Genomic DNA, 12,886 nt, shown 5'->3' on the forward strand with positions numbered 1-12,886 from the left:
CGCTTACCGACAGCGAGATCGAGATCGTGCGCCATGCCCGGGCGCGGCGGATGCGGCTGTCGGTCGATCCGGCGAGCGGGCGCGTGCGCCTGACGCTGCCGCCCCGTGCCTCGCTCAAGCGCGCGATGACATGGGTGGAGGAACATCGCGGCTGGATCGACGCGCAACGTGTCAAGCTGCCCGAGGCGCGACCCTTCGAACCCGGCGCGATAATGCCGGTCGAGGGCGAGGATGTCGTGATCGACTGGTCGCCGGAACGGCCGCGAACGATCCGCATCGAGGACGGACGACTGGCATGCGGCGGCCCGATCGAGGGCCTTTCCCGCCGCATCGAGACTTGGCTCAAGCGCCGCGCCCTTTCCGTCCTGTCCGACGAGACTGCTTATTACGCCGCCAAGGTTGGGGTCGGCATCACGCGCGTGTCAGTCGCCGATCCCAAGGCGCGCTGGGGCAGTTGCGCGTCGACCGGCGCGATCCGCTATAGCTGGCGACTGATCTTCGCCCCGCCGCATGTCCGCCGCGCTACCGTCGCGCACGAAGTCGCGCACCGGCTGCACATGAACCATTCGCCCGCTTTCTACGCGGCCTTGCGCGATTTGTACGGCGCGGACCCGGCCCCGGCGCGCGCTTGGCTCAAGCGCCACGGCGCGGGGCTTCACTGGCTGGGGCGGCGATCCTGAACGTCGCGGGGGCGGTCGGCCGGTTGTGAATGGTCGCGCGGCGGGGTGCGCGGCTTGCCCCCGCTCGAATCGTCGCCGGTCACGCGGTCGAGCCATTTCTTGTCCAGCCGTTCGGGCTGTTTCGCGGCTCCGGCTCCGTCGGGCGCGGTCTGGGGCGTATCGCCCTCGGACTGCGGCGGCAGGCCGGCGTCGCCGCCGCCCATGCCGTCGTCTGGCGCGATCCGGTCAGGCTGGATCGGGTTGCCGTCAGGGTCGACCAGCGGGCCGTCGTCCGGCATGCCGAAATCGCTTTCATTCTCCAACTGCCATTCGGGCAGCGTGACCGCGGTGTCGAACTGCTCGATTGGCCGCCCGGCGGTCGCGACTTTCATGAACGCCGCAAAGGCGCGAGCGGGCGCGGTGCCGCCCTGCAGGCCCGGCACGACCTTGGCGTCGTCGCGGCCCATCCAAACGCCCGTCGTCAGCCCGGAGGAAAAGCCGATGAACCAGCCGTCCTTGTTCGACGTGGTCGTCCCCGTCTTGCCCGCGACCGGCCGCCCGATCTGCGCCGCGCGGCCGGTGCCGGTGTTGACCGCGGTCTGGAGCAGGTCGGTCATCTCCTGTGCGACATAGGGCGCTACCAAAACATGGCTGCGGTCGACCTCATGCGCGTAGATCGTCTCGCCCATCGATGTGACCTTGGTGATGCCATAGGGCGTCACCGCCACGCCCTTGTTGGCGACGCTGGCGAAGGCGCGAGTCATGTCGATCACGCGGACGTCGTTCGACCCCAGCACCATCGACGGATAGGTCGAGATCGGAGTCGAGATGCCGAACCGCCGCGCCATGTCGGCGATCGTCGAAAAGCCGACCTCCTCGCCCAGTTGCGCAGCGACGGTATTGACCGAATAGGCGAACGCCGTCCGCAGATCCATTTCGCCCGAATTGTGCCCCGACGAGTTGCGCGGGCTCCAGCCGTTGATCGTCACCGGCTGGTCGACGACGCGATCGGTCGGTCGCTTCCCGGCCTCCAGCGCGGCGAGATAGACGAACAATTTGAACGACGACCCTGGCTGGCGCAGCGCGGTGACCGACCGGTTATAGTTCGACGTCACATAGTCCTTGCCGCCGACCATCGCGCGCACCGCGCCGTCCCGGTCCAGGCTGATCAACGCCCCTTGCGCATTGGATGGCGCGTTGGCGGCGATCGCTGCGTCGGCGGCCTTCTGCATCTTGATGTCGATCGTCGTCCACACTTCCAGCGGACGGTTGGGTTCGTCGATCAGGTTTTCGAGCTGCGGCAGCGCCCAGTCGGTGAAATAGCGCACGCTGTTCTGGTTGGGTTCGGGCGCCAGCTTGACCAGTTTCGGGTTCGCGGCTGCCGCTTCCGCGGCGGTTATCTTGCCGGTTTCCTTCATCAGCCCGATCACCACGCCCGCGCGACCGACGGCGGCCTCCGCGTCGGCGGTCGGCGAATAATGCGACGGCGCCTTGACCAGCCCGGCGATGATCGCCGCCTCGTTCAACGTCAGGTGATCGGCGCCATGGCCGAAGAATTTGCGGCTCGCTGCGTCGATGCCGTACGCCCCACCCCCGAAATAAACCTTGTTGAGGTATAGTTCGAGCACTTGGTCCTTCGTGAACTTGCGCTCCATCGCGAGCGCCAGGATGCCCTCGCGGAACTTGCGGCCGAACTGCTTGGCCGACGACAGGAAGATGTTGCGCGCCAGCTGCTGCGTGATCGTCGATCCGCCCTGTTTCCATCGGCCTTCGGTGACGCGGACCTGCACCGATCGGATCATGCCGATCGGATCGACGCCGGGATGCTCGCGGAAGCGGCGATCCTCGACCGCGACCATCGCGTCCTTCATCACTTGCGGGATCTGGTCGTAGGTCAGCCATTCGCCGTAACTCGGCCCCAGGCTGACGATCGGCGTCCCGTCCGCGGCGAGAACGCGGATCATCTGGCCGTTGGGTGAGGATTTGAGCTCATCGAAGCTCGGCAGCTGCCCCCGCGTCACATAGACCGCGATGACCAGCGCCAGCAGCGCGAGGATGAAGCCGATGCCGGTAATCTTCAGCGCCAGCATCAGCCAGCGCCGCCACTTCGGCACGATACGAACGGATTTACTCGCCACGGACGCGAGATACCGGAGAGGAGTCGCGCCTACAAGCGGCCGTTAATCATCGCCTCGCGGCCGAAAATCGAGGCTCACCGAATTCATGCAATAACGCAGCCCGGTCGGCGGCGGGCCGTCGGGGAAGACATGGCCCAGATGGCTGTCGCACCGCGCGCAGCGAGTCTCGGTCCGCGTCATGCCATGGCTGATGTCGCTATGGTTGGTGACATGATCCTCGGCGATCGGCTGGGTGAAGCTCGGCCAGCCCGACCCCGAATCATATTTGTCGGCGCTGTCGAACAGATCGAGCTCGCACGCGGCGCAGGCGTAGATGCCGTCCGCCTTGTTGTCGTTGTACAATCCGGTGAAGGCACGTTCGGTGCCCGCCTCGCGCAGTACGTGATACTGTTCGGGCGTCAGGCGCTTGCGCCATTCGGACTCGGGGAGCGAAATGTGTTCCATGCGAAACGAGATCGGATCGCGCGGGTCTTGCGTCAAGCGGAACGTCGCTGATCCGGGTTATTTCCAGTCGGGCACGAGCAGGATCACCGACAGAAAGAACAGCCCGGTCAGCGTCGCCGGAATCGCGACCAGCGCGAGAACAACCGACGCCGCGATCCGCTGCCCCGCCGCCGCCAGCCGATCGCCAAGGAACAGCACCGCAGCCGGCACGCCGAGCATCACCAGCCATAGCCCGATATTGTCGCCCGACACCGTCGCGTCGCTCAGGCCCCAAACGAAGAAGAAGGCAAAGATCGCGGCCGTGGCAGCGACGACGCCGAACAGGATGCGATAGGCCAGCATGGGCAAAGTCTATCGCATCGTTCCGCCAGCGCAACATCCGCCGCCCGTTGCCGCTGATGCTCCCGATCCCTAAAGCGCCGCGATGACCGTTACCCGCTTCGCCCCCAGCCCGACCGGCAACCTCCATATCGGTAATATCCGCACGGCGATCCTCAACTGGATGCGCGCGCGGCATGGCGGGGGGCAGTTCGTGCTCAGGATCGACGATACCGACCGGGAGCGGAGCGAGGAGCGCTATGTCGATTCGATTCGCGCCGATCTGGACTGGCTGGGCCTGACGCCGGACGTGACGGTGCGGCAGTCGGAGCGGTTCGATCTTTATGAGGCGCGGTTCGAGGAATTGCGGACCGCCGGTCGCGTCTATCCGGCGTACGAGAGCGCGCAGGAACTCGACCTCAAGCGCAAGGTGCAGTTGGGCCGTGGCCTGCCCCCGATCTACGACCGCGCCGCGCTCAGGCTGAGCGACGCCGAGCGCGCCAAGCTGGAAGCCGACGGCGTCCGCCCGCACTGGCGCTTCAGGCTCGAGCCGGGCGCGATCGAATGGGGCGATCTGATCCGCGGCCACCAGCATTTCGACGCGACAACGATGAGCGACCCCGTCATCCGCCGCGCGGACGGCTCGTGGCTCTACATGCTGCCCTCGGCGATCGATGACATCGACTTGGGCGTAACCCACGTCGTGCGCGGCGAGGACCATGTTTCCAACACCGCGCTCCAGATCCAGATGTTCGAGGCGTTAGGCGCGCCGATCCCGCTGTTCGCGCACGCCGCTTTGCTGACCGGCAGCGAGGGCAAATTGTCGAAGCGGCTCGGCTCGCTCGGCGCCGAGCATTTCCGTGATGAAGGCATCGAGCCGCAGGCGATCATGTCGTTGCTCGCCCGCATCGGCACCAGCGACCCGGTCGAGCCGTTCGTCGATCCCGCCCCGCTGATCGCCGCGTTCGATTTCGCGCGATTCGGTCGCGCGCCGGCGCGATTCGATGAAGCGGAGCTGGCACAGTTGAACGCGCGGATCGTGCACCAACTCGATTACGAGACAGTCGCCGATCGCCTGCCCGCCGGGATCGACCGCAACGGGTGGGAAGCGATCCGGCCCAACCTGACCAAGGTCGCCGACGCCGCCGACTGGTGGCGCGTGGTGGAAGGGCCGATCGACGCGACGGTCGATCCCGAGGATCGTGACTTCCTCGCCGCCGCGCATCGCGTCGTGGGCGAGATGGCGTGGGACCGTGACCCTTGGCATACCCTAACCGCCACGCTGAAGGACGAAACCGGCCGCAAGGGCAAAGCGCTCTTTCTCCCCCTGCGCCGCGCGCTGACCGGCCGCGATCACGGCCCGGACATGGCGGCGTTGCTCCCGCTGATCGGGCGGATGCGGACATTGGAAAGACTGTCCCAATAGCCGTCAGAACTCCGGCGAAGGCCGGAGCATTGGCGATCGAAGCGCTCCCTCTCCAACGCTCCGGCATTCGCCGGAGCGCGGAATATGACACATTCTTGTGCAACATTTTGTAACGTTGTATCATAACACGACTCGGCGACCAAAGTCGGGACGATGAGAGAGGATACGGCATATGTATGCGAACCAATTCGCTGCCAGCCGCGGGTTCAAGCCCGGCAGCATGGCGTTGGCGCTCGCGACGACGGCGCTGCCGATCGCGGGATTGATCCTGTCCACCCAGGCGGAGAAGATCGCGCGGATCATCCATCCGCCGATCACCATCGTCGACATCACTCCGCCCAAGGATCCCCCGCCCGATCCCAAGCCGCAGCCCAAGTCGAACCCGATCGACCAGAAGGTCTATACTCCACCAATCGCGACGAAGGTGGACACCGACAACAAGGTCATCACCGCCCCCACTTTCCCGGAAACGCCGCCCCCGCCTATCCCGCCGGGTACGGGTGAGGTCCTGAAGCCACCGGTGACGCCGCCCGCGCCGGTCATCGTGGGCGCAGCCTACGACCCAAGCTACGCCAGCGCGCTTCAGCCTCCCTATCCGGCGGCGGAAATCCGGTCCGGCAACAGCGGCCGCGTCGTGCTGCGCGTGCTGATCGGCGCCGACGGACGCGTGAAACAGGTCGAGCGCATCTCCGCCGCCAGTGACGCCTTCTTCGCCGCGGCGGAGAAACAGGCGCTGACCAAGTGGCGCTTCAAGCCCGCGACCAGCGACGGTACGCCCATCGAGCAATGGAAGACGATGAGCCTGCGCTTCGAACTGCAGGATCAGTGAACGCCGCGCGGGGCTGGCGGTTCGCCGGCCCGGCGCCTATCTTGGGCGGTATGGGTACTATCGCTCGCTTCAATCCCTTGCGCGCCTTCGCTGACTTGCGCCGCTTCCTGGCGTCGCGCGGCCGGCACGAGATCATCTTCCTGTTCGCCGCCCTCTTTATTAGCGGGGGAATCGTCGTGGGCTTCGCGGTCGCGTCCAAGGTCGACAAGCCCTATGTCGCGCCGGACATCATCTACGTCCAGTCGTGGCGTGCCGACCGCACCGACGCGGAGATCATCGCGCAGCAGAAGATCGACATGGAAAAGAAGAAGATCCAGGACGCCAAGGAGGCCGAGTTCGAGGCCAAGAAGCGCGCCGAGTTCAAGCGCGTGGGCGACCAGTTGAGGAAGTGGGGCATCTGACCGCCGATCCGCGATGGATGGGGGCCGCTCTGGCGCTCGCCGAACGCGGGCGAGGCGAAACCGCGCCCAATCCCAATGTCGGCTGCGTGATCGTCAAGGACGGTAAAGTCGTCGGGCGCGGCTGGACTCAGCCCGGCGGGCGGCCGCATGCCGAGGCGATGGCGCTGGCGGAGGCGGGCGACGCCGCGCGCGGGAGCACGGTCTACACGACTCTGGAGCCGTGCGCGCATGTCTCGCCCCGCGGGCCGGCGTGCAGCGACTTGCTGATCGCGGCGGGCGTGGCGGCAATTGTCGTCGCGCTCAGCGATCCCGATCCGCGCACCGATGGACGCGGGCACGACCGGTTGCGCGCGGCGGGGATCGCGGTCGAAACTGGCCTGCGGGCTGACGATGCGCGGCGGTCGATGGCAGGATTCCTGACGCGGCGGGCCTTGGGTCGACCCCATGTGACGCTCAAGCTCGCGACCTCGCTCGACGGTTGCATCGCGCTGGCGAACGGCGAGAGCAAATGGATCACCGGCGCCCCGGCGCGTGCGCACGCCCATGTCGAGCGATCGCGGCATGAGGCGATCCTGGTGGGACGTGGGACGTTTGAGACGGACAGCCCGGCCCTCGATGTGCGCCTGGCCGGGCTGGAGGATCGCAGCCCGCGCCGGGTTCTCCTTAGTCGTCATGCCGGCCTAGTGCCGGCATCCGCCGAGCCGCAGGCTATATCGCCCGAGGCGGCGCGGACCCCGGCACGAGGCCGGGGTGACGGTTGGGAGATGATCGATGCACCGGGCCAAATCACCGATCTCGAAAACGTCGACCACCTCCTCGTCGAAGGCGGGGCGCAGACCGCATCGGCATTCCTCGCCGCCGATCTGGTCGATCGCCTCCTGCTCTACCGCGCGCCGATCCTGATCGGCGGCGGCAAGTCCGCGATCAGTGACATCGGCCTGACCGATCTTGCCGACGCGCATGGCCGCTGGCGGTTGCGCGACCGGCGGATGTTGGGCATCGATACTTTCGAAGAATTTGAACGGGTGCGATAATGTTCACCGGCATCATCACCGACATCGGCACGATCGAGAGCGTCGAGCAACGCGGCGACCTGCGCGTGCGGATCGCGACCGCGTACGACACCGCGACGATCGATCTCGGCGCGTCTATCTCGTGCTCGGGCGTGTGCCTGACTGTCATCGACAAATCCGGTCCGGAGGGGCCAGGCTGGTTCACCGTCGACGTCTCCGGCGAAACCGTTTCGCGCAGCGCGCCGAGCCAGTGGAGCCAGGGCCGCAAGCTCAACCTCGAACGCGCGATGAAGCTGGGCGACGAACTCGGCGGCCATATCGTGACCGGCCATGTCGACGGCGTCGCGGAAGTACTCGGCATATGCGCGGACGGCGATTCGAAGCGGATCGGCTTTCGCTTGCCACCGGCCCTTGCGCCGTTCGTCGCCGCCAAGGGGTCGGTGACCGTCGATGGCGTGTCGCTGACCGTCAACCAGGTTCGCGATGCCGAGGATGGGACGCATTTCGCGGTCAACATCATCCCGCACACCCAGGCGGTGACGACGCTCGGCGCGATCGAGGCGGGCCAGGCGGTGAATATCGAGATCGACGTCCTCGCGCGCTATCTCCAGCGGATGCAGAGCCTGCTGCAAAAGCCAGCCTGATGTGAAAATCATCTTGGCATATCACATTGTGATGTGATATTCGCCCGCTCATGAGCACGATGCTGATCGATCGCGTTCGCGATCTCGTCGCCTCGGGCGGGATTTCCCGCTCCGGGCTTGCCCGCGCCGCCGGGCTCCACGCCAATTCGCTGCGCAGCCTCGACGAGCAGGAATGGAATCCCACCGCCGACACGCTGAAGAAGCTCGAAAGCTACCTCACCCAGCGCGAGAAACGCCCCGCGCTCGTGCCCATCGAGGAGATCATCGAGGAAGCTCGGAACGGCCGCATGTTCATCCTGGTCGACGACGAGGATCGCGAGAACGAGGGCGACCTGATCGTCCCCGCGCAGATGGCAACTCCCGACGCGATCAACTTCATGGCGAAGCACGGCCGCGGCCTCATCTGCCTCGCCTTGACCAAGGATCGCGTCGATCAGCTCGGCCTCGAACTGATGAGCCGCAACAACGGCACGCGCCACGAAACCGCCTTCACCGTCTCGATCGAGGCGCGCGAAGGCGTTACCACCGGTATCTCCGCGCACGACCGCGCGCGCACCGTGTCGGTCGCGATCGACGCCTCCAAGCACAAGCAGGACATCGTCACGCCAGGCCATGTCTTCCCGCTGGTCGCGCGCGACGGCGGCGTGCTGGTCCGCGCCGGGCATACCGAGGCGGCGGTCGACGTCTCGCGGCTGGCCGGCCTCAACCCCTCTGGCGTGATCTGCGAGATCATGAAGGACGACGGCACGATGGCGCGGATGGACGATTTGATTGCCTTCGCCGAAACGCACCGGCTGAAGATCGGCACGATCCGCGACCTGATCGCCTATCGCCGCCAGCACGACCACCTCGTGGAGCGCCGTGCCGAGGCGCGCTTCACCAGCCGCTGGGGCGGCGAGTGGCTGGCCCGCACCTATTATAACAAGGCGACCGGCACCGAGCAGGTCGCGTTGATCAAGGGCCGCATCGATCCCGACAAGCCGACTTTGGTCCGCATGCACGCCATGAACCTGTTCGCCGACACGTTCGGCGAACAGGGCGATCGTGGACGAATACTCGAGCGGTCGATGGAATTGATCGGGGCCGCCGGGTCCGGCGTCGTGGTACTGCTGTCGACCGGCGGCGGCACGGGGGCGTTCAGCCAGGCGCTCCAGCAAAAGGCTGGTGGCCCGGCGAGTGAGGAGATACGCGATTATGGCGTCGGCGCTCAGATCCTGACCGAACTCGGGATCGACGACATGATCCTGCTGACCAACACCCACCACACGCTGGTCGCGCTCGACGGTTACGGCCTGTCGATCGTCGGCGAGCGCGCGATCACGGCGGGATGAGCATGCGCTCCGCCGCCACCGAGGCGGCAGATCCCAAATATGCGTTCGTGGAGCGCGAGCGGCGCTGGCGGATCGATCCTGCCCGCCGCCCGTCGCTCGACGGCCTGCGCGCGGTCCTGATCGAGGACCGCTATCTGACCGGGACGCGCTGCCGGCTGCGGCGGGTGACCGAGGCCGGGACCGGCGAGACCGTGGTCAAGCTGACGCGCAAGTACGACGCGCCGGATCCGCTCGCCCGCCCGATCGTCACCGCCTATCTGGACGAGGTGGAATACGCGCTGTTCGCGACGCTGCCGGCGCTGCCGCTGACGAAGCGCCGCTACGCCGTGGTGCAGGACGGCGCGACGTGGAGCGTCGATCGCTACGAAGGCGCATTGGCGGGGCTGGAGACGGCCGAGATCGAATGGCCCGACGATGCTGGCCTCCGTACGCTCGTGGCGCCCGCCTGGTTCGGCCGCGACGTCAGCACCGATCCACGCTATCAGGGCGCCTCGCTCGCCCGACACGGCAACCCGAGGAGTAACATGGCCCATATCCTGATCGTCGAAGCGCGGTTCTACGACCATCTCAACGACATGCTGCTCGCCGGCGCGCGCGCGGCGATTGAGGCGGCCGGGCACAGCCACGAGACGATGACCGTGCCCGGCGCGCTCGAAGCTCCCGGCGCGATCGCGCTCGCGGTCGAGACCGGGCGCTACGACGCGTTCGTCGCGCTCGGCGTGGTGATCCGCGGCGAGACCTATCATTTCGAGATCGTAAGCAACGAAAGCGCGCGCGGCATCATGGCGCTGACGATGGACGGCATCGCGATCGGCAACGGGATCCTGACCACCGAGGACGAAGCCCAGGCGATCGTCCGCGCCGATCCGGTGCAGCTCGACAAGGGCGGCGGCGCGGCCAAGGCGGCGCTTGCAATGCTGGCGCTGAAAGAACGCTTCGGCTGATCAGACTCGCTGGATCACGCCACGCCGGTGCAGCGCATCGAGCGCCTTGCGCCACACCGGCATCGACAGCAGCCCCGGCTGCCCGAGCCACGGATTGACGAAGCACAGCAGCAACGCGGTCAGCGTGCCGAGCAGCACCGCCCATCCCCGCCGCCGGATCATCGCGGCATATTCGGGCTCCAGGTCGTCGGCGGCGACCGGCGGCGAAATCGCCATGCTGTTGTTCCACAGGTTGCATACCGCGACGAACATCAGCCACGCGCAATACGCCGCCGACGGAACCAGCTTGCCGTAATAGTCACTGACCAAAGCCGTGAAAAACGGCATCCCCGCGACCGACAGCAGCAGGAACAGATTGGGCATCAGCAGCCCGGGCGACCAGTGGCGCGCGCAATCGAACGCGCGGTGGTGCCCGCTCCAGAACGCGCCGACGACAAAGAACGATATGATGAAGCCGACGAATTGCGGCGTCATGTCGACCAGCGCCTGAAGGAACGCTTCGTTGCTCGCGCCGCGCGGCAAATGTGGAAACTTCAGTTCGATCACCAGCAACGTGATCGAGATCGCAAACACCGCGTCGGAAAAGAACACCAGCCGTTCCAGCGCATGCGCCGGCGCGCCATGGTGCAGCGGTTGGTCGTTTCTCTGCTCGCTCACCATCACCCCCTAAAGTTCCGCTTCATGCTGCCCACATCGCCGCCGCTTGCCAAGCGCCCTTGCCTTTGGCCACAAGGGGATTGTCTAGGGGAGAGCCGAATGTCCGATCAGAGCGTCTATCCTGTGCCGCCTGCCTGGGCGAAGCGCGCCAAGGTCGACCGCGCCGGCTACGAAAGGCTCTATGGCCGCAGCCTGGCCGATCCCGGCACCTTCTGGCTCGAACAGGCGCGCCGGCTCGACTGGATCAAGCGGCCGGAGATCGCGGGCGACTGGTCCTTCGACAAGGCCGATTTCCACATCCGCTGGTTCGCCGACGGCAAGCTTAACGTCGCGGCCAATTGCCTCGACCGCCACCTCGCGGCGAACGGCGACCGCGTCGCGATCATCTGGGAACCCGACGATCCCGCCGAGCAGCCGCGCCGGATAACCTATCGCGAGCTTCACGCCGAGGTCTGCAAATTCGCCAACGCGCTGAAGGACCGCGGCGTCGCGAAAGGCGACCGCGTCACCATCTATCTGCCGATGATCCCCGAGGCGGCGGTGGCGTTGCTCGCCTGCGCGCGCATCGGCGCGATACATTCGGTGGTGTTCGGCGGTTTTTCGCCCGAAGCGCTCGCGGGACGGATCGAGGACTGCGGATCGACCATCGTCATCACCGCCGACGAAGGGCGCCGCGGCGGCAGGAAGGTGCCGCTCAAGGCCAATGTCGATGCCGCTCGCCATCACGCGCCGGGGCTGGAGCAAGTCATCGTCGTCAAGGCGACCGGCGGCGACGTCGCGATGGGCGACGGCGACCATTGGTATCACGATCTCCTCGCGGCCGCCGAGCCCGACTGCCGCCCCGAACCGATGGCGGCCGAGGATCCGCTGTTCATCCTCTACACCAGCGGATCGACGGGGAAGCCGAAGGGTGTGCTCCACACCACCGGCGGCTACCTCGTCTGGGTCAGCCTCAGCCACGAACTGACCTTCGACTATCGCCCCGGCCAGATCTATTGGTGCGCCGCGGACATAGGCTGGGTCACCGGTCACAGCTACATCCTCTACGGCCCGCTTTCGAACGGCGGCACGTCGCTGATGTTCGAAGGCGTCCCCAACTGGCCCGACGCTAGCCGCATCTGGCAAGTGTGCGACCGCCATGGCGTCGAGATCCTCTACACCGCTCCCACCGCTCTCCGCGCTCTAATGAAGGAAGGCGACGAGTTCGTCACCCGTACCAGCCGATCGACGCTCAAGCTGCTCGGCACGGTCGGCGAGCCGATCAATCCCGAGGCGTGGCGCTGGTATCACGACGTCGTCGGCGAAGGCCGGTGCCCGATCGTCGATACCTGGTGGCAGACCGAGACCGGCGGCCACATGATCACGCCCCTGCCCGGTGCGACCGACCTCAAGCCCGGCAGCGCGACGCTCCCGTTCCCCGGCGTGGACCCGCAGATCGTGGACAGCGAAGGCCTCGTCCTGACCGGCGCGACCGAGGGCAATCTCGTCATCGCGCGGAGCTGGCCGGGACAGATGCGCGGCGTGTGGGGCGACCACGATCGCTTCTTCCAGACCTATTTCACCACCTATCCGGGGAAGTATTTCACCGGCGACGGATGCCGCCGCGACGAGGACGGCTATTACTGGATCACCGGCCGTGTCGATGACGTGATCAACGTCAGCGGCCACCGCATGGGCACCGCGGAAGTCGAAAGCGCGCTGGTCCTCCACGCCAAGGTGGCGGAGGCCGCCGTCGTCGGCTTCCCGCACGACATCAAGGGCCAGGGCATCTACGCCTATGTCACCTTGAACGCCGACGAGGCGCCGTCCGATGAGTTGCGCAAGGAACTGGTTGCCTGGGTGCGGATGGAAATCGGCCCGATCGCCTCCCCCGACGCGATCCAGTTCGCCCCCGGCCTGCCCAAGACGCGCAGCGGTAAGATCATGCGCCGCATCCTGCGCAAAATCGCGGAGGGCGACGTCTCGAGCCTTGGCGATACGTCGACGCTGGCCGATCCGTCGGTGGTCGACGATCTGGTGGCGAACCGGGCGTCCTGACGTTTCTCAAGGACCAAACGCCGCCGCGGCGATGACAATGAAATG

General features: G+C 66.6%; 13 protein-coding genes. 9 read left to right on the top strand and 4 right to left on the bottom strand.

The window, feature by feature from the left end; all coding sequences use genetic code 11:
• The first annotated feature begins 50 nt into the window (after window positions 1–50).
• Window positions 51–680, top strand: coding sequence for a SprT family zinc-dependent metalloprotease (locus tag J0J06_RS09290; protein ID WP_294042457.1), 630 nt, complete (start codon window positions 51–53; stop codon window positions 678–680).
• Here the strand turns inward: J0J06_RS09290 and J0J06_RS09295 are convergent.
• The 3 genes from J0J06_RS09295 to J0J06_RS09305 form a co-directional block, all read right to left on the bottom strand.
• Complete coding sequence (locus J0J06_RS09295) at window positions 656–2,749, bottom strand: transglycosylase domain-containing protein (protein WP_294042459.1); 2,094 nt, start codon at window positions 2,747–2,749, stop codon at window positions 656–658. The genes J0J06_RS09290 and J0J06_RS09295 overlap by 25 nt on opposite strands.
• A 90-nt stretch (window positions 2,750–2,839) precedes the next feature.
• Window positions 2,840–3,241: a peptide-methionine (R)-S-oxide reductase MsrB gene (gene msrB / locus J0J06_RS09300; RefSeq protein ID WP_294041299.1), complete on the bottom strand. Its 402-nt coding sequence runs from the start codon at window positions 3,239–3,241 to the stop codon at window positions 2,840–2,842.
• 57 nt (window positions 3,242–3,298) lie between these two features.
• The gene (locus J0J06_RS09305) at window positions 3,299–3,583 is read right to left on the bottom strand and encodes a hypothetical protein (protein WP_294041301.1); all 285 of its coding nucleotides are present in this window, start codon (window positions 3,581–3,583) and stop codon (window positions 3,299–3,301) included.
• Between the two features lie 82 nt (window positions 3,584–3,665).
• Here J0J06_RS09305 and gltX point away from each other — a divergent pair, with 82 nt between their 5' ends.
• The 7 genes from gltX to ribH all read left to right on the top strand — a co-directional run bounded on the left by gltX (window position 3,666) and on the right by ribH (window position 10,147).
• Entirely contained in the window at window positions 3,666–4,985 is a 1,320-nt protein-coding gene (gltX, locus tag J0J06_RS09310; protein WP_294041302.1) for a glutamate--tRNA ligase, read from the top strand.
• Between the two features lie 172 nt (window positions 4,986–5,157).
• Window positions 5,158–5,814 (top strand): energy transducer TonB, encoded by a 657-nt coding sequence (locus tag J0J06_RS09315; RefSeq protein WP_294041304.1) that lies wholly within the window; start codon window positions 5,158–5,160, stop codon window positions 5,812–5,814.
• Between the two features lie 50 nt (window positions 5,815–5,864).
• Complete coding sequence (locus tag J0J06_RS09320; protein WP_294041306.1) at window positions 5,865–6,215, top strand: hypothetical protein; 351 nt, start codon at window positions 5,865–5,867, stop codon at window positions 6,213–6,215.
• A 17-nt stretch (window positions 6,216–6,232) separates the two neighbouring features.
• On the top strand, window positions 6,233–7,249 hold the full coding sequence (gene ribD, locus J0J06_RS09325; RefSeq protein WP_294041307.1) for a bifunctional diaminohydroxyphosphoribosylaminopyrimidine deaminase/5-amino-6-(5-phosphoribosylamino)uracil reductase RibD: 1,017 nt from the start codon (window positions 6,233–6,235) through the stop codon (window positions 7,247–7,249).
• A complete protein-coding gene (locus J0J06_RS09330; RefSeq protein WP_294041309.1) occupies window positions 7,249–7,872 on the top strand; it encodes a riboflavin synthase in 624 nt (207 codons plus the stop codon). The genes ribD and J0J06_RS09330 overlap by 1 nt, the downstream gene beginning before the upstream one ends.
• A 50-nt stretch (window positions 7,873–7,922) precedes the next feature.
• Window positions 7,923–9,203: a 3,4-dihydroxy-2-butanone-4-phosphate synthase gene (ribB, locus tag J0J06_RS09335; protein WP_294041311.1), complete on the top strand. Its 1,281-nt coding sequence runs from the start codon at window positions 7,923–7,925 to the stop codon at window positions 9,201–9,203.
• A 524-nt stretch (window positions 9,204–9,727) separates the two neighbouring features.
• A complete protein-coding gene (ribH, locus tag J0J06_RS09340; protein WP_294042461.1) occupies window positions 9,728–10,147 on the top strand; it encodes a 6,7-dimethyl-8-ribityllumazine synthase in 420 nt (139 codons plus the stop codon).
• Here ribH and J0J06_RS09345 read toward each other — a convergent pair whose 3' ends face one another.
• On the bottom strand, window positions 10,148–10,804 hold the full coding sequence (locus J0J06_RS09345; protein ID WP_294041312.1) for a TMEM175 family protein: 657 nt from the start codon (window positions 10,802–10,804) through the stop codon (window positions 10,148–10,150). It abuts the gene before it with no gap.
• A gap of 99 nt (window positions 10,805–10,903) precedes the next feature.
• Here J0J06_RS09345 and acs point away from each other — a divergent pair, with 99 nt between their 5' ends.
• Window positions 10,904–12,841 (top strand): acetate--CoA ligase, encoded by a 1,938-nt coding sequence (acs, locus tag J0J06_RS09350; RefSeq protein ID WP_294041314.1) that lies wholly within the window; start codon window positions 10,904–10,906, stop codon window positions 12,839–12,841.
• Window positions 12,842–12,886: the final 45 nt, after the last annotated feature.

This window comes from Sphingomonas sp., assembly GCF_017304615.1.
Lineage (GTDB): Bacteria > Pseudomonadota > Alphaproteobacteria > Sphingomonadales > Sphingomonadaceae > Sphingomonas.

What these genes read in the sequence shown, in the direction of transcription:
- J0J06_RS09305 (WP_294041301.1), bottom strand. Translation starts at nt 3,583, where the DNA reads ATGCTGGCCTATCGCATCCTGTTCGGCGTCGTCGCTGCCACGGCCGCG.
- J0J06_RS09320 (WP_294041306.1), top strand. Translation starts at nt 5,865, where the DNA reads ATGGGTACTATCGCTCGCTTCAATCCCTTGCGCGCCTTCGCTGACTTG.
- J0J06_RS09290 (WP_294042457.1), top strand. Translation starts at nt 51, where the DNA reads ATGCGGCTGTCGGTCGATCCGGCGAGCGGGCGCGTGCGCCTGACGCTG.
- J0J06_RS09295 (WP_294042459.1), bottom strand. Translation starts at nt 2,749, where the DNA reads ATGCTGGCGCTGAAGATTACCGGCATCGGCTTCATCCTCGCGCTGCTG.
- ribD (WP_294041307.1), top strand. Translation starts at nt 6,233, where the DNA reads ATGGGGGCCGCTCTGGCGCTCGCCGAACGCGGGCGAGGCGAAACCGCG.
- ribH (WP_294042461.1), top strand. Translation starts at nt 9,728, where the DNA reads ATGGCCCATATCCTGATCGTCGAAGCGCGGTTCTACGACCATCTCAAC.
- acs (WP_294041314.1), top strand. Translation starts at nt 10,904, where the DNA reads ATGTCCGATCAGAGCGTCTATCCTGTGCCGCCTGCCTGGGCGAAGCGC.
- J0J06_RS09315 (WP_294041304.1), top strand. Translation starts at nt 5,158, where the DNA reads ATGTATGCGAACCAATTCGCTGCCAGCCGCGGGTTCAAGCCCGGCAGC.
- msrB (WP_294041299.1), bottom strand. Translation starts at nt 3,241, where the DNA reads ATGGAACACATTTCGCTCCCCGAGTCCGAATGGCGCAAGCGCCTGACG.
- J0J06_RS09330 (WP_294041309.1), top strand. Translation starts at nt 7,249, where the DNA reads ATGTTCACCGGCATCATCACCGACATCGGCACGATCGAGAGCGTCGAG.
- gltX (WP_294041302.1), top strand. Translation starts at nt 3,666, where the DNA reads ATGACCGTTACCCGCTTCGCCCCCAGCCCGACCGGCAACCTCCATATC.
- ribB (WP_294041311.1), top strand. Translation starts at nt 7,923, where the DNA reads ATGAGCACGATGCTGATCGATCGCGTTCGCGATCTCGTCGCCTCGGGC.